The organism is Allobosea vaviloviae, assembly GCF_001298265.1.
GTDB classification, from domain to species: domain Bacteria; phylum Pseudomonadota; class Alphaproteobacteria; order Rhizobiales; family Beijerinckiaceae; genus Allobosea; species Allobosea vaviloviae_B.
Window position 1 is genome coordinate 22,634 of record NZ_LGSZ01000015.1, and the last position, 20,323, is coordinate 42,956.

Sequence of the window (20,323 nt, forward strand, 5' to 3'; positions counted from 1 at the left end):
TTGTAGAGACGGGTTTAGTCCGGGAAAGCGAGCTTGGGCAGGTAGAGCACGATCTGCGGAAAGGTCGTGATGATCAGAACTGCGACGTTCAGCAGAAGGAAGAACGGAAACGCCGCCTTCGCAATCGTCATCGTATCCTTGCCGCTCATGTTCTGAAGCACGAACAGGTTGAAACCGACCGGCGGGGTGATCTGCGCCATCTCGACATGGATGACGAGATAGACCCCGAACCAGACCAGGTCGAAGCCAGCCTCCTTGACCATCGGCAGCACGATGACTGCGGTGAGCACGATCATCGAGATGCCGTCGATCAGGCAGCCGAGGATGATGTACATGCAGGTCAGGGCCAGCACGAGCATGTGCGGCGAGAGGTCCTTGCCCTTGACCCAGTCGGCCAGCGCTGCCGGAATGCCGGTATAGGCCATCGCCGCCGTGCAGAAGGCAGCACCCGCCAGGATCAGCATGATCATGCAGGTCAGCCGCGTCGCGCTCATGATGCTCTCGAACAGCGTCGCGCGCGTCAGCGTCCCACTCCACCAGGCCAAGAAGAGCGCGCCCGTGACGCCCCAGGCCGCGCATTCCGTCGCCGTGGCGAAACCAAGGACCAGCGACAGGAAGACCAGCGCGATCAGGATCAGGCACGGCATCAGCTTGGCCGACTGGCGCACCTTCTCCATGAAGGGCAACACCGGGTCGCGCGGCGGCGTCTTGTCGGGGTTGAGCAGCGACCAGATGATGACGTAGCCCATATAGAGCGCCATCACGAGCAGGCCGGGCAGGAAGCCGCCGAGGAAGACCTGCAGCACCGAGACGTTGGCGGTGACCGCGTAGACCACCATCGGGATCGAGGGCGGGATCAGCAGTCCGAGCGTGCCGGAGCCTGCCAAGGTTCCAAGACTTAGCTTCTCATCGTATCCGCGCTTCTTCAGTTCCGGCAGCGAGATCTTGCCGATCGTCGCCACGGTCGCGGCCGAGGAGCCCGAGACGGCGGCGAAGATGCCGCAGCCGATGATGTTGGTGTGGATCAAGCGGCCGGGCAGCCATTGCAGCCAGGGAGAAAGGCCCTTGAACATCTGCTCGGAGAGTCGGGTCCGAAACAGGATCTCGCCCATCCAGATGAACAGCGGCAAAGCGGCGAGCGTCCAGGAGTTGGAGGCACTCCAGACCGTCGTGGCCAGGACCTGGCCGATGGGAACGTCGGTCACGAGAATCATCGCCAGCAGGCCGACGAGGCCGAGGCCGACGGATATCCAGACGCCGCTGGCCAGGATGATGACGAGGAAGCCGAGGAGGACGATGGCGAGAACCGGCAAGGTCATGTCAAACGCCTCCGCCCTGAGCGATCCGCTCGATCAGCTCTTCCGTGGTCTTCGGCGGCTCCGGCTCATAGGTCGGCTTGCCCGTGCGGACGACGATGACGAACTCGTCGATGATGGCGATCAGCAGGATCGCGAGGCCCAGCACCATGCCCATCTGCGGAATCCAGAGCGGAACCGAAACGACGCCGGTCGACATGTCGAAATACTGCCAGGAATCATAGGCGAGCTTGCTGGCCTGAAAGGTGAAATAGGCGATGAATGTGGCGGCTACAGCGAGGGAGAACAGCTCTGCTGCGCGCTTCGCCCGGCCATGCAGACGCTCCAGAAGCAGGCCGACGCGGATCATCTCGCCGCGCTTGAAGGTGTGCGCCAGGCCGAGGAAGGCCATCGCGACCAGAGACCATCCGGCGAAATCGTCGCCCGACGGCACGTTGAAATTGATCTCCCGGCCAACGGAGAGGATCATCATCAGCACGAAGATGGTGATCAGCGACAATCCGGCGAGATAGCCGGCGGAAAGGTACAGCAGATCGAGTGCGCGGCGGATCATGCCTGCGATTCCACAGAGGGCGCGCCCCATGCGCTGCCGGTTGCCAGGACTCGTTGCATCATCGCATCCTCCGTCTCATAACAGGCCGGCCCCTCAGCCATGTTCCCGTCACAATTGCGATCGTACCCCCCGAATCCTCCTTGTCAACAACACATCGACAATTTATCGATGAAACGTCAGCGACCACTGGCTGACGCAGAGCGAGAGGGATGCTGGGGATGTCGTCTTCGCGTTGGGACTTCTGGATCGACCGGGGCGGGACCTTCACGGATGTGATCGGCCGTGATCCCTCAGGCAAACTTCACGCCAGAAAGCTTCTGTCCGAGAATCCGGGGGCCTATCGCGACGCGGCCGTGCAGGGAATCCGCGACCATCTCGGCCTGAAGGCCGGCGAACCGATCCCGGCAGGACTCGTGGGCGAGGTCCGTATGGGCACCACCGTCGCGACCAACGCGCTGCTGGAGCGCAAGGGCGACCGCACGCTGCTGGTGACCACGAAGGGATTCCGCGACGCGTTGCGCATCGGCTATCAGGCGCGGCCCGATATCTTCGCCAAGGAGATCATCAAGCCCGAGCAGCTCTATGACGACGTCGTCGAGATCGACGAGCGGGTTCTGTCGGACGGGGTGATCGAGCAGGCGCCGGACGAAGCCGCGATCCGCGCGGCGCTGCAGGCGCAGTACGATGCCGGCTTCCGCGCTGTCGCCATCGCCTTCATGCATGCCTATCGCTATCCCGCTCATGAACAGCTCGCGGCCAGGATCGCGCGCGAGATCGGCTTCCCGCAGGTCTCCGTCAGCCACGAGGTCTCGCCGCTGATCAAGCTGGTCGGGCGCGGCGACACCACGGTGGTCGATGCCTATCTCTCGCCGATCCTCAGCCGCTACGTGGCGCAGGTTTCGGAGGAACTCGACATCGCCCGCACCGGCGCGCGGCTGATGTTCATGATGTCCTCGGGCGGTCTCACCGCAGCCGAGCTGTTCCAGGGCAAGGACGCGATCCTGTCTGGCCCCGCTGGCGGCGTCGTCGGCCTCGCCGAGACCGGCCGCTCGGCCGGTTTCGACAAGGTGATCGGCTTCGATATGGGCGGCACCTCGACCGACGTCGCGCATTTCGACGGCGAATATGAGCGCGCCTTCGAGACCGAGGTCGCCGGCGTGCGGATGCGCGCGCCGATGATGCTGATCCACACGGTCGCGGCCGGCGGCGGCTCGATCCTGCATTACGACGGCGCGCGGTTTCGCGTCGGCCCGGATTCGGCCGGCGCCAATCCGGGGCCTGCCGCCTATCGGCGCGGCGGGCCACTCGCCGTCACCGATGCCAATGTCATGGTCGGCAAGCTGATCCCGGCCTATTTCCCGCCGATCTTCGGCGAGAAGCGCGATCAGCCGCTCGATGTGGAGGCGGTGAAGGCGAAGTTTGCAGCGCTCGCAGCCGAGGTCGGCGATGGCCGTTCAGCTGAGGAAGTCGCCGACGGCTTCATCCAGATCGCGGTCGCCAACATGGCCGAGGCGATCAAGAAGATCTCGGTGCAGCGCGGCTACGACATCACGCGCTATGCGCTGAACTCGTTCGGCGGCGCGGGCGGTCAGCATGCCTGCCTCGTGGCCGATGCGCTCGGCATCAAGACGGTGCTGCTGCATCCGTTTTCGGGGCTGCTGTCGGCCTATGGCATGGGCCTCGCCGAAATCCGCTCGACGCGGACGGCGGCGCTCGATGTCGCACTGGACGGTGCCGCTCCGGCTGCCGTCGAGGCGCTCGCGGCAGGCCTTGCCGCGGAGACGAGGGCGGAGGTGTCGGGGCAGGGCGTGCCGGATGGCGACATCGTCATCCTGACCCGCGCTCATGTCCGCTATGCCGGCACGGACACTGCGATCGCGGTGGCGGCCGGCCCGACCGATGCGATGAAGGCCGCCTTCCAGGCCGCGCACAAGGCGCGCTTCGGCTTCATGGACGAGACCAAGGCACTCGTCATCGAGGCGGTCGAGGTCGAGGCGATCGGCGGCGGGGCGAAGTTCGAGGAGGCGTCCGCGGCGGAGACGGCGGGCGAACCCGTCGCGGCCGAGACGACGCGCGTCTTCTCCAGGGGACAATGGCACGAGGCGCGCATCGTCCGGCGCGAGGCGATGCAGCCCGGTCAGGGCGTCGCCGGACCCGCGATCATCATCGAGCCGAACCAGACCGTTGTGGTCGAGGATGGCTGGAGCGCGAAGCTCACGGCCAAGGACCACCTCGTGCTGGTGCGCTCCAAGGCGCTGGTCCAGAACGCCGCGATCGGCACCAGGGCCGACCCGGTGATGCTGGAGATCTTCAACAACCTGTTCATGTCGATCGCCGAGCAGATGGGCGTGACGCTGCAGAACACAGCCTATTCCGTGAACATCAAGGAACGGCTCGACTTCTCCTGCGCGGTGTTCGACCCCACCGCCTCGCTCGTTGCCAACGCGCCGCATATGCCGGTGCATCTCGGCTCGATGGACAAGTCGGTCGAGACCGTCATCAAGAACAACCCCGTCATCAAGCCGGGCGACGTCTACTGCCTGAACGCGCCCTATAATGGCGGCACGCATCTGCCCGACATCACGGTCTGCACGCCGGTCTTCGATGCGCAGGACAAGGAGATCCTGTTCTGGGTCGCCAGCCGCGGCCACCATGCCGATGTCGGCGGGACGGCGCCGGGCTCGATGTCGCCGCTGGCGACCGTGATCGAGGAGGAGGGAGTCTATATCGACAACTTCAAGATCGTCGACCAGGGCCGCTTCTGCGAGGACGAGCTGGTCGCGATCCTGACCGGCGCGCGCTATCCGGTGCGCAACGTCGTGCAGAACGTCAATGATCTCAAGGCGCAGATCGCAGCCAATGCGAAGGGCGTCGCCGAACTCGAGAAGATGATCGCCTCCTTCGGGCTCGATGTCGTGCAAGCCTATATGGGCCATGTCCAGGACAATGCGGCCGAGAGTGTCGCAAGGCTTCTCGCCAAGCTGCACGATTGCGAATTCACCTATCCGATGGACCAGGGCTGCGCGATCAAGGTCAAAATCAGCATCGACCGCGACAAGCGCGAGGCGACGGTGGATTTCACCGGCACCTCCGCGCAGCGGCCCGACAACTTCAACGCGCCGGCCCCGGTGACCCGGGCCGCCGTGCTCTATGTCTTCCGCGTCATGGTCGATGATGCCATCCCGATGAATGCCGGCTGCCTGCGGCCGATCAAGATCATCATCCCCGATGGCTCGATGCTGTCGCCGCGCTATCCCGCCGCCGTCGTGGCGGGGAATGTCGAGGTCTCCCAGGCCGTGACGAACACGCTGTTTGGCGCGCTGGAGGCGATGTCGGCCTCGCAGGGCACGATGAACAACCTGACCTTCGGCAACGACCAGTACCAGTATTACGAGACGATCTGCTCGGGCTCGCCGGCCGGACCGGGCTTCCACGGCACGTCGGGTGTCCATGTGCACATGACCAATTCGCGCCTGACCGACCCGGAGATCCTGGAGACGCGCTTTCCCGTCGTGCTGGAGGATTTCCACATCCGCGCCGGCTCGGGCGGGCGCGGCGAGTGGAACGCCGGGGACGGCACGAGCCGCACCATCCGTTTCCGCAAGGCGATGGACTGCGCCATCCTGGCCTCGCACCGCAAGGTCCGGCCCTTCGGCGTGAAGGGTGGCGAGGCGGGGCAGGTCGGCAAGACGACGGTGCGACGTCTGACGGGCGTGGTTGAAGAGCTGAAACCCTCAGACCAGACCTGGCTCGAAGCCGGCGAGGCGGTGACGGTGCTCACGCCGACGGCCGGGGGGTATGGCAAGGCGAAGGGCTGACGGCTGAGTTGCGCGTCATTCTCGGGCGAAGCGAAGCGCAGACCCGAGAATCTCAGGACCGAAGAAGGCGCCGTAGATTTCTCGTCACGAGATGCTCGGGTCAAGCCCGAGCATGACGGCCGCGCACCGGGCGCTCTGGAAAGCCTGCCGAAACGGGCTTAGCTCAAAGCCTTCCAACATGGAGACGGCCCATGCCCCAGACCTGGATGATCACCGGCGCCAATCGCGGCATCGGGCTCGCGCTGACGATGGAACTGGTACGCCGGGGCGACCATGTCGTCGCCGCGGCGCGCGATCCCTGGGGCGGCGCGCTGGCCGAACTCGCGGCCGAGCGTGTCGGCGGCATCACGCCGCTGGAACTCGACGTGACCTCCGATGAGAGCGTCGCCGCGGCCAGTGCGGCGCTCGCGGGCAAGCCCATCGACGTGCTCCTGAACAATGCCGGCGTCTATGGTCCGCGCGACCGGCAGAGCGCCTTCGAGATGGATTTCGACGCCTGGCGCGAGGTCTTCGAGGTCAATGTCTATGCGCCGCTTCGGGTCGCGCAGGCCTTCCTGCCGAATGTCGAGGCGGGGGCGGGCCGCAAGATCGCGACGATCTCCAGCCGCATGGGCTCGATCGGCAGCAACCCGGCCGGCAACATCGCCTATCGTTCGTCGAAGGCGGCGGTGAACATGACGATGGTGGCGTTCGGCGATGCGGTGAAGGACCGTAATGTCAGCGTGCTCTTGTTCCATCCCGGTTGGGTCCGCACCGACATGGGCGGCGGCGGCGCCGATATCGCACCGTCGGAGAGCGCGGCGGGCCTGATCGCGACGATCGATGGGTCAGGCATGGCGCAGACCCAGAGCTTCCGGACCTGGCAGGGCGAGACGATTCCCTGGTAGAGCGCTCCTTGGCGGCAAGGTCGATAACCGGCTAACATATTGAGTTTCATCGCTTTTGTGGCCTGCGTTAACCTCGCGTTCGTTCGCATCTGCGAAAGAACAGACCTCTTCGACGATGGCGGCCATGACGATGCGTAGACTGGGTTTGACGGCGAAGATCACGGTGCTCTTCGCGCTTCTGAGCGTGGCAGCCGGTCTTGGCCTGATCAGCGCGGTGAGCGGCTTCGATGCCGTGCGGCGCATCGACCGGGAAGGCCTCGACCAGCTCGAACTCGCCAACCGCGCGGCGTTGCTGACCAACCGGGTGACCCAGGCCTCACTGCTCAGCCGCTTCGAGGAAGGCGCGACCGCCCGTGACATCGAGGCGGCGCTCGACCAGCTCGACGGCGCGGTGGAGCTGGTCGATTCGGCGCGGTCTAGCCTGATGTCGTCGCTGCCGGCGGCTATGGTGGACGCGAACCCGACACTTGATCCGAGCCTGAAAACCTTCATGTCTTTCCAGCGCGACATCGTCGAGATCGGGCGTCGCATTTCCACCAAGGCGGCGCGGGTGGAGGCGGGAGCGGACGCTGCGCGGGAGAACGTGCGCCAGATCATCGGGACGACATCGACGATGCGCGACGACCTCGGGCGCATGGCTCGTGACGCCACCAGAAGGGCCACCGATCTGGCCAATGAGGTTCGGCAGCGCACCATCGCGATCGCATTGCTGCTGCCGCTGGCCGGGGGCTTTCTGGCGTTCCTCCTGCTCAGGGCGCATCTGACCCGCCCGCTGCGTGATCTGATGGCGGTGATCGCCCGCGCCACCTCGTCCAATACGTTGATCGATGTTCCCCATCAGGGCCGGGCCGACGAGATCGGACAACTCGCCAGGACGGTCCGGACGCTTAGCGAGGTTCGGGCGACCCTGGTGACCCGCGAGGCCGAGGCCGATCTGGCGCAGCAGCACCGGCAGGCGCGGACGCAGGATCTCGAACGCATCGCGGACGAGTTCGAACTGCGCCTGGGGGCGTTGCTTGGCGAGATCGCCGATTCAAGTGAGGTGTTGCGCGCTGCGCTGCAGGACTCGGCCGTGCGGGTCCATCAGGTCTCGAAAAGTGCCGCGACGGCGGCTTCCTCCGTGAAAGGCGCCGGCATCGATGCGCAAAACAGCACCGAGGCCGCCTTGCGGCTGGAGCATGTCATCGGACAGATCAATGCCGAGGTCAGGCGGGTCTCGGTGATGGCGACGGCGGCGACGCAGGAGGCGGCAGGCACCTCCGCCCTCGTCGAGCGCCTGACCGACAATGCTTCGCAGATCCGCGACGTGGTCGGGCTCATCGAGGCGATCGCGCGCCAGACCAATCTGCTGGCGCTCAACGCTGCGATCGAGGCGGCGCGCGCCGGCGCCCATGGTCGCGGATTTGCGGTCGTCGCAAACGAGGTCAAGGATCTGGCGAGCCAGACGGGCGAGGCGACGGCCAAGATCGTCGCGCGGATCTCGCTCGTCAAGGAGGCGCTGTCGCATGCTGCCGGGGCGGTTTCGGCGATCGCGACCAGCGTCGGCGCGGTGGAGCAGACCAGTACCGAGATTTCGACGATGGTCGGCTCCCAGGCAGAACTGCTCGGCTCGCTCGGCGAGACCGTATCGCGCATCTCCGACGTGACCGGAACCGCCGCAGGCGCCATGGAGGAGATCGCGGTCGCCAACGCCCAGAGCGTCAGCCAGGCCGACATGGGGGCGGCCAGCGCGCGGGCCCTCGACGAGCGCATCGGGACGTTGCAGCGCGAGGCCTTCGATTTCGTGCGGCGACTGCGCGCCGCGTGAGCAGAGTCGGCGCCATCGCTCTCGTCATCTCTCCTGTCTTCATCTCTCCTGCCGTCACCGCTCTTTCCGTCACCACTCTTGCCTTCGGCGCGCGACTCGTCCCCATCTGCGGCATGATTCCGCTTTTCCCCTTTCAAGCATGAGCTGGTCGCCGCAACAGGATGCTGCGCTGAGCGCGGTCGCGCGCTGGCTGCAGGCCGGCGAGCCGCAGCTGTTCCGGATGTTCGGCTATGCCGGTACGGGCAAGACCACGCTTGCGCGCCACATCGCCGAGGCGGTCGACGGCGATGTCGTCTTCGCCGCCTTCACCGGCAAGGCCGCACTGGTGCTGCGCAACAAAGGCTGCGTCGGCGCGCAGACCATCCACTCGCTGATCTACCGTTCGCGCGGCGTCGACGAGGAAAGCCCGACCTTCGTGCTCAACCGCGAAAGCGCGGCGGCCAAGGCCAAGCTCATCATCATCGACGAATGCTCGATGGTCGACGAGGATCTCGGCCGCGACCTGCTCTCCTTCGGCACGCCCGTGCTGGTGCTGGGCGACCCGGCGCAGCTTCCGCCCGTCAAAGGCGGCGGCTTCTTCACCGAGACCGAGCCCGACATCATGCTCACCGAGGTTCACCGCCAGGCGGCCGATAACCCGATCGTGCGGATGTCGATGACGGTGCGCGAGGGCGGGCGGCTCGATGTCGGCGAGTATGGGCCCAGCCGTGTGATCCGCCGCAGCGAGGTCGATCCGCAATTGGTGATGAGCGCCGACCAGGTTCTGGTCGGCATGAACAAGACGCGGCGCAACTACAATGCCCGCATGCGGCAGATCATGGGCCGGACCGAGACCGTGCCGGTCGCGGGCGAAAAGCTCGTCTGCCTGCGGAACGACAAGAGCAAGGGGCTGCTCAATGGCGGCTCCTGGATCGTGCAGGAGCTGAAGACCTCGAAGAAGGGGCTCGTCAGCATGCGGGTCACGCCGGAGGACGATGCATCCGCCAAGCCGGTCAAGGTGTCCGTACTGCCCAACTTCTTCGACGGCACCGAGGACGAAATCCCCTGGGAGCTGCGCAAGCACACCGACGAATTCACCTTCGGCTACGCGCTCACCGTCCACAAGGCGCAGGGCTCGCAGTGGAACGACATCGTTCTGTTCGACGAGAGCTTCGCCTTCCGCGAGCACCGGGCACGGTGGCTTTATACCGGGCTGACGCGAGCTGCGGAGACGATCACCGTGGTGGTTTGAGAGCCTCGTCATGGTCGGGCTTGACCCGACCATCTCGGAAACCAGCTAACTGGTCATGAGATTCTCGGGTCAGGCCCGAGAATGACGCTCGGATCAGGGGCTGTTGACCCTCACAACGCCTGCGACGTCGTCCCCTTCGCCACGATCGGGCCGGTCGGGCGGCCTGTCGGCGAGCCTGTCGCGTTCTCGATCGTGATCTCGAAGAGCTGGTTGGTGCCCAGCGGCAGCTGGTCGAGCCGCAGAGGCGTGGTGCGGGCGCGGTCGATCAGCCCGACGGAGCGGGGGCCCACAGTGCGGTCCCAGAGCGTCCAGATTTCCAGCGCCTTGCCTTCGGGCACCGCGATGTTCTGCAGCGGCACCATCTCGACGCGGCCATCGGGATAAGTGTTGACGACGGCGGCCGCGACGCTCGCCTCGGTCAGCAGCACCGCGACCATGACCGGCTGGCGCTTGGCGCGATCGAGCGCGCCATTCAGGCCGATGGCGAGCAGGATCGCCGCCAGCGCGCCGGCGAGCGCGGCGCCGCGCCAGATGAACAGGTTGTTCCACCAATCGGCAAGCGTGTTGCCAGCCTTGAGCGCCTTGAGCCGGCCGCGTTCGGCTGCGGGCAGGATCGCCGCGATCTCGGCCTCGATCCGGGGCCAGAGGCCGGGCGAGGGCGGAATCGGCCGAGCGGTGGCGTCGATCGCGGCAAGGTGCCCGCGCCAACTCTCGACGGAGGCCGCGAGCGCAGGCTCGCGCTCGATGCGCTGCTCCAGCGCAGTGCGGTCAGCGCCTTCGACGAGGCCGAGCACATATTCACCTGCGAGCGCGTCTCGCTCCTGCGGTGTCGCGTTCATATCCGACGAGGGGTTCATCCGAGGCACTCCTTCAGGGAGATCAGCGAGCGCCTGATCCAGGATTTGACGGTGCCGATCGGCAGGGCGAGCTTGCCGGCGATTTCGCCATGGGTCAGGCCCTGGACGAAGGCGAGCAGCACGAGGCCGCGCCGCTGAGGCGGCAGGGTCTCCATGCAGGCGTGCAGCGCCTTGGCGTCCGACAGCTTCGACATCACGGTCTCGGGATCGTCCTCTTCGCTAGCGGTCTCTTCGCCAATGGGGGCATCGCTCGTTTCCGTCCGCTTCTCATCACGCAGGATCGAAAGAGAGCGGTTGCGCAGGATCGCATAGATCCAGGTCAGGCCGGCGCCGCGCTGCGGATCGAACCGCGCGGCATGCCGCCAGATCAGGACAAAGGCATCCTGCACCGCCTCCTCGGCCAGCGCGCGGCGCTTCAGCATACGCTGCGCCACACCGATCATACGCGCCGACTCGGCGTCATAGATGCGGCGGAGCGCGGATTTATCTCCTGCCGCGCAAGCCAGCAGCGCCGCCTCGATCTCACCAGCCGTCTGCGTCAACGCTTGTGTCCCCCACCATCCGTGCCCCGAGCGCCTGTCCGGGGCCCTAACGGCAACCTTGGATTACGCGCCGGGTTCCCGCCCGGATGCGTCCTTTGTCTTTATTTTTCAGTCTGCATCCGGCCCGCAGCCCCTCGCTTAACCCCTCCGAGCGCCGCGGCCCGACAGGCCCGAGCGGCAGCTCTACACGAATCGGAGGACAACGACATGACCCGGACAACACGGCTTGCACTGATCGCCTCGACCATCCTCGGCGCCTCCCTCTCCGCCTCGCTGTCCGCCCAGGCCGGCATGCTGGCCGCGCTGACCGGCGACGACACCCTGACCATGATCGACACCGCGACCCAGAAGGCCGGCAAGTCGATGAAGGTCACGGGCGTCTCCGGCAAGATCGCCGGCATCGACGTCCGCCCCGCCGACGGCATGCTCTACGCGCTGACCGTCGATGGCACGATCTACACCGTCGACAAGGACGGCAAGGCGACGATGAAGTCCAAGATGGACACCGTGCTCGCCGCCAGCGCGATGGCGACCGTCGATTTCAACCCGGCCGCCGACCGCCTGCGCGTCATCGGCTCCGATGGCACCAATCTTCGCGTCAATGTCGAGGACGGCAAGACGACGGTCGACGGCAAGCTGAAGTTCGCCGAGGCCGACATGCACAAGGGCGAGGCCCCGATGATTGTTGCCGGCGCCTACAGCAACTCCGTCAAGGGCACCAAGGAAACGGCGCTCTACGACATCGACGGCAAGATCGGCGGCCTGATCAAGCAGGCGCCGCCCAATGACGGCGTGCTCGGCGCCATCGGCAAGCTCGGCGTGATGCCGAAGGCCATCGCCTTCGATATCGAGACCGCGGCAGACGGAACGAATACCGGTTGGCTCCTCGCGGATGGCGCCCTTCACAAGGTCGACCTCGCCACCGGCAAAGCCTCGATGGTTGGAAAGGTGACGGGGCTGAGCGCGTCGGTGCGTGATGTCGCGGCGCTACCGGCGATGTGACCAGCCTGATCCTGACCGACCAACCGAGAGCCGCCGCCTCGCAAGAGGCGGCGGTTTTTTTCGAGCGTGGGCCGCGCTCGTGGCTCATGGCCAATCCGCCGAAGCGCGACATTTTCGGGTTTAGTTTCTGGTTTTCGCCACAGTCTTGCGGCCACTCTGCAGGCTCCGACGAAGAGGGCCGGAGGCGACCGCATGGCGAGCCCGTCCGACGCACGCAGCGACAGCGTGGGATTGCAGCGCTTCGGGTTGGGCTCCGCTCTGGGCGCGCGTGCCGAGCTGCGGGTGTCCGCACGCGACAGATTGCTCGCCGAAATCGATCGGCGCGTGCTGCCGCAGCCGGCCGGCGTGCCGTTTTCTGGGGCGGCCGAGATCGGGTCTGCGCTTTATGCCTTCGAGGATCGCGAGAAAATCGAGCGCGAGGCGCGCCGGGCGGCCGAAACGAAGGTCGCCGCCGCGCCGCCTGTGCCTGGCCCATCGGTTCCTGCGACAAGCCAGAACCAGATGGCGCAGCCCAACCCTGCCAATGCGAAGCCTGCCAACGCGAAGCCTGTCAACGAGCCCGCGCTGCCCTACCGGACCTATCGCGACGAGGTTCTGGCGCGCACGCGCCTCGCGTTGGAGGCCGAGACGGGCCTTGGCGAGCGCATGGTCCAGTTCTGGTCGAACCACTTCTGCATCGGTGCGACCAAGAGCAACATGACCCGGATCATGGCCGGCGCCTATGAGCGCGAGGCCATCCGCCCGCATGTCTTCGGCCGCTTCGAGGATATGCTGGTTGCGGCCGAGAGCCATCCGGCGATGCTCGACTTCCTGGACAACCGGCTCTCGATCGGCCCGTCTTCGCCGGCCGGCAAGAGGCGCGGGCGCGGGCTGAACGAGAACCTCGCCCGCGAGATCCTGGAACTGCACACGCTCGGCGTCTCCGGCGGCTATGCCCAGGTCGACGTCACCAACCTCGCCCGCATCATCACCGGCTGGACGGTGGTGGGACGCGAGGCGGTGCTGGGCTTTCCCGGCTCCTTTGCCTTCAACGCCGGGCTGCACGAGCCGGGCGCGCCGGCCATGCTCGGCAGGCATTACGGCCAGCCCGGCAAGGCGCAGGGGCTGGCGGCGTTCAGCGATCTGGCGAACCATCCCGCCACGGCCGATTTCATCGCGCTGAAGCTCGTCCGGCATTTCGTGGCGGATGATCCTCCAGCAGCACTGGTGCGCGATCTGTCGGCGGAGTTCCGCCGCACACAGGGCGATCTCGCAGCCGTCTCGCGGGCGTTGATCACGTCGAACAGCGCCTGGAAGGCCGAGCCGACCAAGATCCGCTCGCCGCAGGAGTTCCTGATCGCAGCCTTCAGGGCGCTCGGCCGCAAGCCCGATTTCGGCCAGATCGCCGGGCCGCTCAATGCGATGGGCCAGCCCTTCTGGCAGCCGTCGGGCCCCAATGGCTATCCCGATACGAACGACGCCTGGGCCTCGCCCGAGGGCATCAAGACCCGCATCGACGTCGCCGCAGGCTGGGGTCGGCAGGCTGCGGGGACCGTGCCCGACCCGCGTGCCTTGACCGAGGACATTCTCGGCCCGCTGCTCTCGGCCGAGACGCGGCAGGCGGTCGCGCGGGCCGACAGCAAGCCCCAGGCCCTCGCCCTGCTTCTGATGTCGCCCGAATTCCAGCGGAGGTAATCCCGATGGTCGATGACGACGACGATTGCGAACGGATGACGCCATCGCGCCGGGCCGTGCTCGGTGCGGCCGGCGCGCTGTTCGCCTGGTCCTTCGTGCCGACATTCGCCTATGCGGCGGCCGGCGCCCGCGATCCACGTTTCCTCCTGGTGGTGCTGCGCGGTGCGCTCGATGGTCTGTCGGCCGTGCCGCCGATCGGCGATCCCGACTATGCCGCGCTGCGTGACGACATCGCGCTGACGCGAGACGGGACGGATGCGGCGCTGCCGCTCGACGGTTTCTTCTATCTGCATCCCGCGATGCCGAACCTCGCGCGGCTCTATGCCTCCGGACAGGCCGCGATCGTCCATGCGGCGGCCACCGGCTATCGCGAGCGCTCGCATTTCGACGGGCAGGACGTGCTGGAGAGCGGGCAGGCCGGGCCGGGCCACACCGCCAGCGGCTGGCTGAACCGGCTTCTGGCCAGCCTGCCCGCAGGAGAGGGGATCAGCCGCAAGGGCGTGCTCGGCGTCGGCGTCGTGCCGCCGCTCGTCGTGCGTGGCGACGCGCCGATCCTCGGCTGGGCGCCGCCGCGCATGGACCGGGCGGGCACCGATCTGATCCAGCGACTGGAAGACCTCTACGGCCAGCGCGATCCCGGACTGGCCCGTGCGCTGGCGCAGGCGAAGATGACCGAGGAGATCGCGCAGCGGCGCGGCATGGGCAGCGAGATCAAGGGCGGCGGCGGACCCGACAGCACCGACGGCATGAAGCGTATCGCCGAGGGGGCCGCCGCGCTGGTGGGTGCCGATGACGGACCGCGCATCGCGGCGCTGGCCTTCGAGGGCTGGGATACGCATGCCAATGAAGGCGGCGCCAAGGGCCGGCTGGCGCAGTTGCTGGGCGGTCTCGATGGCGCTCTGGCTGCCTTCGAGCAGGGGCTGAAGCCGGTCTGGAAGGACACCGTCGTGATGGTGGTGACCGAGTTCGGCCGCACCGCGAGGGTCAATGGCACGGTCGGCACCGATCACGGCACCGGCACGGTCGCCTTTCTGGTCGGCGGTGCGGTCAAGGGCGGGCGGATGATCGTCGACTGGCCGGGCTTGAAGCCGGAGCAGCTTTACGAGAAGCGCGACCTGAAGCCGACGACCGATATCCGCGCCGTGGCGAAGGGGGTGGTCTCCGACCTGTTCGGGCTGTCGGGGCCGGTGCTGGCGGAAAAGGTGTTTCCGGGTAGCGGCGGCATCGGGCCGATGGCGGGGCTGGTGGGGTAGGGTTTCCTTCTCCCCTCGGGGGAGAAGGTGGCAGCGCGAAGCGCTGACGGATGAGGGAAAGAGCCTCAGCCCCAACAAAAGAAGGGCCGCTGCGGACCCTTCCCTCATCCGCCTCACTGCGTTCGGCACCTTCTCCCCCGAGGGGAGAAGGGACTCACGCCCAGGCGCGCTGCTTCAGCTTCTCTTCGAAGGCCGCGATCTTCGGAGCCTTCTCCAGGGTCAGGCCGATGTCGTCGAGGCCGTTCATCAGGCAGTGCTTGCGGAAGGGGTCGATGTTGAAGCTCACGGTGCCGCCATCGGGGCCGGTGATCTGCTGCTTCTCGAGATCGACCGTCAGGGTGGCGTTGGAGCCGCGATCGGCATCGTCGAAGAGCTTCTCGAGGTCTTCGGGGCTGACGACGATCGGCAGGATGCCGTTCTTGAAGCAGTTGTTGTAGAAGATGTCGGCAAAGCTCGTGGAGATCACGCAGCGGATGCCGAAGTCCAGCAGCGCCCAGGGCGCATGCTCGCGCGAGGAGCCGCAGCCGAAATTGTCGCCGGCCACCAGGATCTCCGACTTGCGATAGGCCGGCTGGTTCAGCACGAAATCGGGGTTCTCCGAGCCATCCTCCTTGTAGCGCATCTCGGCGAAGAGCGCGGTGCCGAGACCGGTGCGCTTGATCGTCTTGAGGAACTGTTTGGGGATGATCATGTCGGTGTCGACATTGATCACCTTCAAGGGTGCGGGGGTCGAGGTCAGGGTGGTGAAGGGCTGCATGGCGGGTAACTCCAATCGTCGGTCTGGCAATGGTGTTTCGTTGGCTGCGATGGCGGCTAGAGCTGCGAGGTCAGCAGCTTGAAGCTGGCGAAGGCGAAGAAGGCGGCGAGGCAGGCTTCCGCCTTGCGGCGGATGCGGCGATAGCCGGAGATCATCGAGGCGGTGGAGAACAGCACCGCGTAGAACTGGTTGATGCCGAGCGAAATCAGCATGCAGCCGGCGATGATGGCGTAGACCACGACCGGCGGCGTGTCGGGGCGCAGTCCCAGCGCGATGATCGCCGTCCAGCTCAGGATCGCCTTGGGGTTGGTCAGGTGCATGAGATAGCCGCGCAGGAACGCACGACCGCCGGAGATGGCGGCTTTCGGCGGCGGCATCTCGACCCGCATCGCCGAACGCGCCGAGCGCCAGGCCAGGAACAGCAGATAGAGGCCGCCAACGATCTTGATGGCGTAGAGCGCTTCGGGATGGGCCACGATCAGGCCGGTGACGCCGATCGCGGCCAGGATACCCCAGGTCAGGGAGCCGGCGGTGACGCCCAGCGCCAAAGTCGCACCGGCGCGGCGGCCACGCTCCATCGCGGTCGCCATGACCACAAGATTGCTCGGGCCGGGACTGGCGACAGCCAGGACAAACGCGGCATAGGTCAGCGCGAGACCGGGCAGATGGCAGATCAGATCGTCGAGCATCGTCTAGCGCTCCGCCTCGGCTTCCAGTTGAGCGTCGACCTGGGCTTCGATGGCTTCCATGTCCTCGTCCGAAAAGCCGAAATGGTGGCCGATCTCGTGGATCAGCACATGGGTGACGATGTGGCCCAGCGTCTCGTCATGCTCGGCCCAGTAGTCCAGGATCGGGCGGCGGTAGAGATGGATCATGTTGGGCATCTGCCCGGTCTGCGGGGCATAGCCCTGCTGCGGCAGGCCAATGCCGGTGAACAGGCCGAGGATGTCGAAGGGGCTCTCGGCCTCCAGCTCCTTGCAGACATCGTCCTCGGGGAATTCGCTGACGTTGAAGATCACGTCGGCGCAGAGCGCGCGGAATGCGTCCGGCAGCCGGTCGAAGGCCGCCTGCGCCATGACCTCGAAGGCCTCGGCGGAGGGCGCCCTGGCGCCGTCCCAGTCGATCTCCGGAGAGGCCTGCGACGGCAATCCGGCATCGTCAGATGCACGCGTGTCGGGAACGCTGCCCATCACCAGACCTTCAACTGATGGCCGAGCCACCACGCCAGCACGATGACACCGACGAGCGAGAGCGACCGGCCGATGCGCCGGCCCCAGAGCTCGATCTTGTCGCCATCAGGCGCATCGCCGCCGGAGAAATGCTCGGCGGCGCGGCCCATCGAGGAGCCGAGCAGGCTTTCGCTGTCGCGCTTGACGCGGTCGAGCGCGGCTTGCGCCTCGGCGGCGCGGGCGGCTTCGCGGGGATCGTTCGACATAGCGCTCTCTCCCCGCGATACCGGTCAGCCCAACTGCCTCACATCGACGAAGTGGCCCGCCAGCGCGGCAGCTGCCGCCATCGACGGCGAGACCAGATGCGTCCGGCCCTTGAAGCCCTGGCGGCCCTCGAAATTGCGGTTCGAGGTCGAGGCCGCGCGCTGGCCCGGCTTGAGCTGGTCGGGGTTCATCGCCAGGCACATTGAGCAGCCCGGCTCGCGCCATTCAAAGCCCGCCGCTAGGAAGATCTTGTCCAGCCCTTCCTCCTCTGCCTGCTGCTTCACCAGGCCGGAGCCCGGCACGATCATGGCGTAGTCGAGCGAGCCGGCGATCTTCTTGCCCTCGACGATCTTCGCCACCGCGCGCAGATCCTCGATGCGGCCATTGGTGCAGGAGCCGATCCAGATCACGTCGAGCGGGATATCGACCATCCTGGTGCCTGCGGTCAGGCCCATATAGTCGAGCGCGCGCTGCTTGGAGGTGCGCTTGGTCTCGTCCTCGATCAGCGCCGGGTCGGGCACGCTGCCTGCGACCGAGATCACGTCCTCAGGCGACGTGCCCCAGGAGACGATCGGCGGCAGGTTGTTGGCGTCGAGCCTGACGATGCGGTCGAAATGCGCGCCCTCGTCGCTGTAGAGCGTCTCCCAGTAGCGCATCGCCTCGTCCCAGGCGGCGCCCTTGGGCGCCTTGGGCTTGCCGTTGAGATAGGCATAGGCCTTCTCGTCGGGGGCGACCATGCCGGCGCGGGCGCCGCCCTCGATCGACATGTTGCAGAGCGTCATGCGCCCTTCCATCGAGAGCGCGCGGATGGCGTCGCCGGCATATTCGATCACCGAGCCGGTGCCGCCTGCCGTGCCGATCTCGCCGATGATCGCCAGCGTGATGTCCTTGGCGGTGACGCCCTTGGCCAGCGTGCCGTCCACCTGGACGAGCATGTTCTTGGCCTTCTTCTGGATCAGCGTCTGGGTCGCCAGCACATGCTCGACCTCGGAGGTGCCGATGCCGTGCGCCAGCGCCCCGAATGCGCCATGGGTCGAGGTGTGGCTGTCGCCGCAGACGATGGTGGTGCCCGGCAGGGTGAAGCCCTGTTCGGGGCCGATGATGTGGACGATGCCCTGGCGGATATCGAGCTCGTCGAAATACTCGACGCCGAACTCCTTGGCGTTCTTCGCGAGTGCCTCGACCTGGATACGGCTTTCCTCCTCGACGATGCCCTTGGAGCGGTCGGTCGTCTGGATGTTGTGGTCGACGACGGCCAGCGTCTTTTCCGGCGCGTGGACGGTGCGGCCGGTCATGCGCAGGCCCTCGAAGGCCTGCGGGCTCGTCACCTCATGGACGAGGTGGCGGTCGATATAGAGCAGGCAGGTGCCGTCATCCTGCTTGTCGATGATGTGGTCGTCGAAGATCTTGTCGTAGAGCGTGCGGGGGGCGGAGGTCGCGGTCATGGCGTGAAGCCTTTTGGGGTCTCGAAAGCGGAACGGTAAATCTGGCAAGGCCCGGCGCGTCGGCAACCGGGCGTGGTCTGGCGTCGGCCTGTCGCCTGCGCGAGCGCATGTCTCAGGCGCGAACAAGGCCTGCGAGCGAGGCCGTGAAGCGGCCGAAGAAGCGCCAGGGCAGGCGGGCATGGTCGTGCAGCGCGGCAAAGCTTTGCGTCGTGGGAATGCGACGCATGTTCACCTCACGGCGAACGATGCAAAGCCTCCCATCCTCGACGGCGCGGACTGCGATCATGGCGCTGTCTCTACCAGTTCCAGACTGCGGCGGCAACGAAGCCGATGCGTGCCGCGTGCGTGCGTCCCGCGCGGCTGCTATGCAGGAGGCGGCGTGCAAAGCGCCTGCAACGGGACGGTGACGCGATGCTGAGGTTCTTTCCCTTCATGGTGCTGGCGATCGCCGCCTATGCCGTCGCCATCTCGGTCATGGGGCTGTCACTGGGAGCCGAATTGCTCGGCTTCGCCTTGCCATCGGGCGCGCGCTTTTCCGTGACGGTCAGCGAACTCCTGCTCGCGGTCTCGACCATCGTGCTGTTCTTCGAGATCATGAACGCCGCCAGCGCGAAGTCGAACTCGATCCTGAATCACGGCCTGTCGATGCTGGTCTTCATCGGCTGCTTCGTCGGCTTCCTGCTGGTTCCGGCCTTCGGCACCGGCACCTTCCTGATCATCACGCTGATGGCGCTGGTCGATGTCGTCGCGGGCTACTCGATCAGCATCCTGACGGCGCGGCGCGACATGACCTTCGACCGGCAGGAGTAGGGCGGTTCTTTTCGCGACCGGGAGCCGTGCTCGCGCTTCCCTCCAACGTCATCCCGGACAAGCGGCGAAGCCGCGCCGATCCGGGATCCATGCCGGACCCGTTCCGGAATGGATCCCGGATCTCCGCTGCGCTGCGTCCGGGATGACGGCGCGGCTCATGATGAACGCCAGGAGCAACGACAAAAAAACGCGGCCCCGAAGGACCGCGTTTGAAAACTCTCTCGCCTGAAGCCGAAGCTTACTTGGCAGCGCCCTTGGCGCCCTTGGCCGGACGGGCCTCGACGCGCTCGGCGATGCGGGCCGACTTGCCGCGGCGATCGCGCAGGTAATACAGCTTGGCGCGGCGCACCTTGCCCTTGCGGATGACCTTGATGGAATCGAGGTTCGGCGAAAACAGCGGGAAGACGCGCTCGACGCCCTCGCCATAGCTGATCTTGCGAACGGTGAAGCTCTGGTTGAGGCCGCCGCCGTTGCGGGCGATGCAGACGCCTTCATAGGCCTGAACGCGGCTGCGCTCGCCTTCCTTGACCTTCACATTGACCTGGACGGTGTCGCCGGGCTGGAAGTGCGGGATCTCGCGACCTTCGCTGAGCTTGGCGATCTGCTCTTTGTCGAGCTGTTCGATGATGTTCACGGGTATCTCCAATTGCCGCTGTCGCGCTTGGCTGCGCGGGCGTTCGGCACGCTGTTTTCAGTTGAGTGCGCGGGCCATACAGGAGATGGCGGCGCTTGTCGAGCGTGGGTCTTTCTTCTCCCTCCCCCCGCTTGCGGTGGGGAGGGCTGGGGTGGGGGGCAGTGCCGCTCGGCGCGACGATCAAGGACAGGGCTCTGGCTTTGCGGCCCCCCACCCCCCCCCCTTCCCCCACCCTCCAGTGGGCAGAGGGAGGGGGGCTCACCTCCCGCTGCGCTGGATAGTTTGTTGCCCATTCTCGCTGCGC

General features: G+C 66.4%; 18 protein-coding genes. 8 read left to right on the forward strand and 10 right to left on the reverse strand.

What is annotated here, in order from left to right; all coding sequences use genetic code 11:
* Positions 1–14: 14 nt before the first annotated feature.
* A complete protein-coding gene (locus AE618_RS02355; RefSeq protein WP_054207457.1) occupies positions 15–1,319 on the reverse strand; it encodes a TRAP transporter large permease in 1,305 nt (434 codons plus the stop codon).
* 1 nt (position 1,320) lies between these two features.
* Positions 1,321–1,869 (reverse strand): TRAP transporter small permease, encoded by a 549-nt coding sequence (locus tag AE618_RS02360; RefSeq protein WP_156330060.1) that lies wholly within the window; start codon positions 1,867–1,869, stop codon positions 1,321–1,323.
* Between the two features lie 209 nt (positions 1,870–2,078).
* Between AE618_RS02360 and AE618_RS02365 the strand changes: the two genes are divergently transcribed.
* The 4 genes from AE618_RS02365 to AE618_RS02380 all read left to right on the forward strand — a co-directional run bounded on the left by AE618_RS02365 (position 2,079) and on the right by AE618_RS02380 (position 9,612).
* Complete coding sequence (locus AE618_RS02365) at positions 2,079–5,687, forward strand: hydantoinase B/oxoprolinase family protein (protein ID WP_432704480.1); 3,609 nt, start codon at positions 2,079–2,081, stop codon at positions 5,685–5,687.
* A gap of 191 nt (positions 5,688–5,878) precedes the next feature.
* A complete protein-coding gene (locus AE618_RS02370; RefSeq protein ID WP_054207460.1) occupies positions 5,879–6,574 on the forward strand; it encodes an SDR family oxidoreductase in 696 nt (231 codons plus the stop codon).
* A 124-nt stretch (positions 6,575–6,698) separates the two neighbouring features.
* Complete coding sequence (locus AE618_RS02375; RefSeq protein ID WP_197280658.1) at positions 6,699–8,381, forward strand: methyl-accepting chemotaxis protein; 1,683 nt, start codon at positions 6,699–6,701, stop codon at positions 8,379–8,381.
* Between the two features lie 139 nt (positions 8,382–8,520).
* The gene (locus tag AE618_RS02380) at positions 8,521–9,612 is read left to right on the forward strand and encodes an ATP-dependent DNA helicase (protein ID WP_054207462.1); all 1,092 of its coding nucleotides are present in this window, start codon (positions 8,521–8,523) and stop codon (positions 9,610–9,612) included.
* A 110-nt stretch (positions 9,613–9,722) separates the two neighbouring features.
* On the opposite strand, the gene AE618_RS02385 is transcribed toward AE618_RS02380, so the two are convergent.
* A complete protein-coding gene (locus AE618_RS02385) occupies positions 9,723–10,469 on the reverse strand; it encodes an anti-sigma factor (RefSeq protein WP_082364936.1) in 747 nt (248 codons plus the stop codon).
* Entirely contained in the window at positions 10,466–11,011 is a 546-nt protein-coding gene (locus tag AE618_RS02390; RefSeq protein ID WP_054207464.1) for a sigma-70 family RNA polymerase sigma factor, read from the reverse strand. Before AE618_RS02390 ends, AE618_RS02385 begins: the two co-directional genes overlap by 4 nt.
* Before the next feature lie 207 nt (positions 11,012–11,218).
* Here AE618_RS02390 and AE618_RS02395 point away from each other — a divergent pair, with 207 nt between their 5' ends.
* The 3 genes from AE618_RS02395 (at position 11,219) to AE618_RS02405 (ending at position 14,940) form a co-directional block, all read left to right on the forward strand.
* The gene (locus tag AE618_RS02395) at positions 11,219–12,013 is read left to right on the forward strand and encodes a DUF4394 domain-containing protein (protein ID WP_082364937.1); all 795 of its coding nucleotides are present in this window, start codon (positions 11,219–11,221) and stop codon (positions 12,011–12,013) included.
* A gap of 192 nt (positions 12,014–12,205) precedes the next feature.
* Positions 12,206–13,687: a DUF1800 domain-containing protein gene (locus AE618_RS02400; RefSeq protein WP_054207465.1), complete on the forward strand. Its 1,482-nt coding sequence runs from the start codon at positions 12,206–12,208 to the stop codon at positions 13,685–13,687.
* A gap of 5 nt (positions 13,688–13,692) precedes the next feature.
* Positions 13,693–14,940 carry a DUF1501 domain-containing protein gene (locus AE618_RS02405; RefSeq protein WP_054207466.1) on the forward strand — a complete coding sequence of 416 codons (1,248 nt, stop codon included), beginning with the start codon at positions 13,693–13,695 and terminating at the stop codon, positions 14,938–14,940.
* 154 nt (positions 14,941–15,094) lie between these two features.
* Here the strand turns inward: AE618_RS02405 and leuD are convergent, their stop codons facing one another.
* From leuD to leuC, 5 genes are all read right to left on the reverse strand, one after another.
* Positions 15,095–15,697 (reverse strand): 3-isopropylmalate dehydratase small subunit, encoded by a 603-nt coding sequence (gene leuD, locus AE618_RS02410; RefSeq protein WP_054207467.1) that lies wholly within the window; start codon positions 15,695–15,697, stop codon positions 15,095–15,097.
* 56 nt (positions 15,698–15,753) lie between these two features.
* A complete protein-coding gene (locus AE618_RS02415; protein ID WP_054207468.1) occupies positions 15,754–16,386 on the reverse strand; it encodes a LysE family translocator in 633 nt (210 codons plus the stop codon).
* Between the two features lie 3 nt (positions 16,387–16,389).
* Positions 16,390–16,773 (reverse strand): metallopeptidase family protein, encoded by a 384-nt coding sequence (locus AE618_RS02420; protein WP_054207479.1) that lies wholly within the window; start codon positions 16,771–16,773, stop codon positions 16,390–16,392.
* 113 nt (positions 16,774–16,886) lie between these two features.
* Positions 16,887–17,132, reverse strand: a complete 246-nt coding sequence (locus AE618_RS02425) for a hypothetical protein (protein WP_054207469.1) — start codon at positions 17,130–17,132, stop codon at positions 16,887–16,889.
* 24 nt (positions 17,133–17,156) lie between these two features.
* Positions 17,157–18,575, reverse strand: a complete 1,419-nt coding sequence (gene leuC / locus AE618_RS02430) for a 3-isopropylmalate dehydratase large subunit (RefSeq protein ID WP_054207470.1) — start codon at positions 18,573–18,575, stop codon at positions 17,157–17,159.
* Positions 18,576–18,986: 411 nt separating this feature from the next.
* Between leuC and AE618_RS02435 the strand changes: the two genes are divergently transcribed.
* Positions 18,987–19,385, forward strand: coding sequence for a hypothetical protein (locus AE618_RS02435; RefSeq protein WP_054207471.1), 399 nt, complete (start codon positions 18,987–18,989; stop codon positions 19,383–19,385).
* 238 nt (positions 19,386–19,623) lie between these two features.
* On the opposite strand, the gene rplS is transcribed toward AE618_RS02435, so the two are convergent.
* Positions 19,624–20,019, reverse strand: a complete 396-nt coding sequence (gene rplS / locus AE618_RS02440; RefSeq protein ID WP_054207472.1) for a 50S ribosomal protein L19 — start codon at positions 20,017–20,019, stop codon at positions 19,624–19,626.
* Positions 20,020–20,323: the final 304 nt, after the last annotated feature.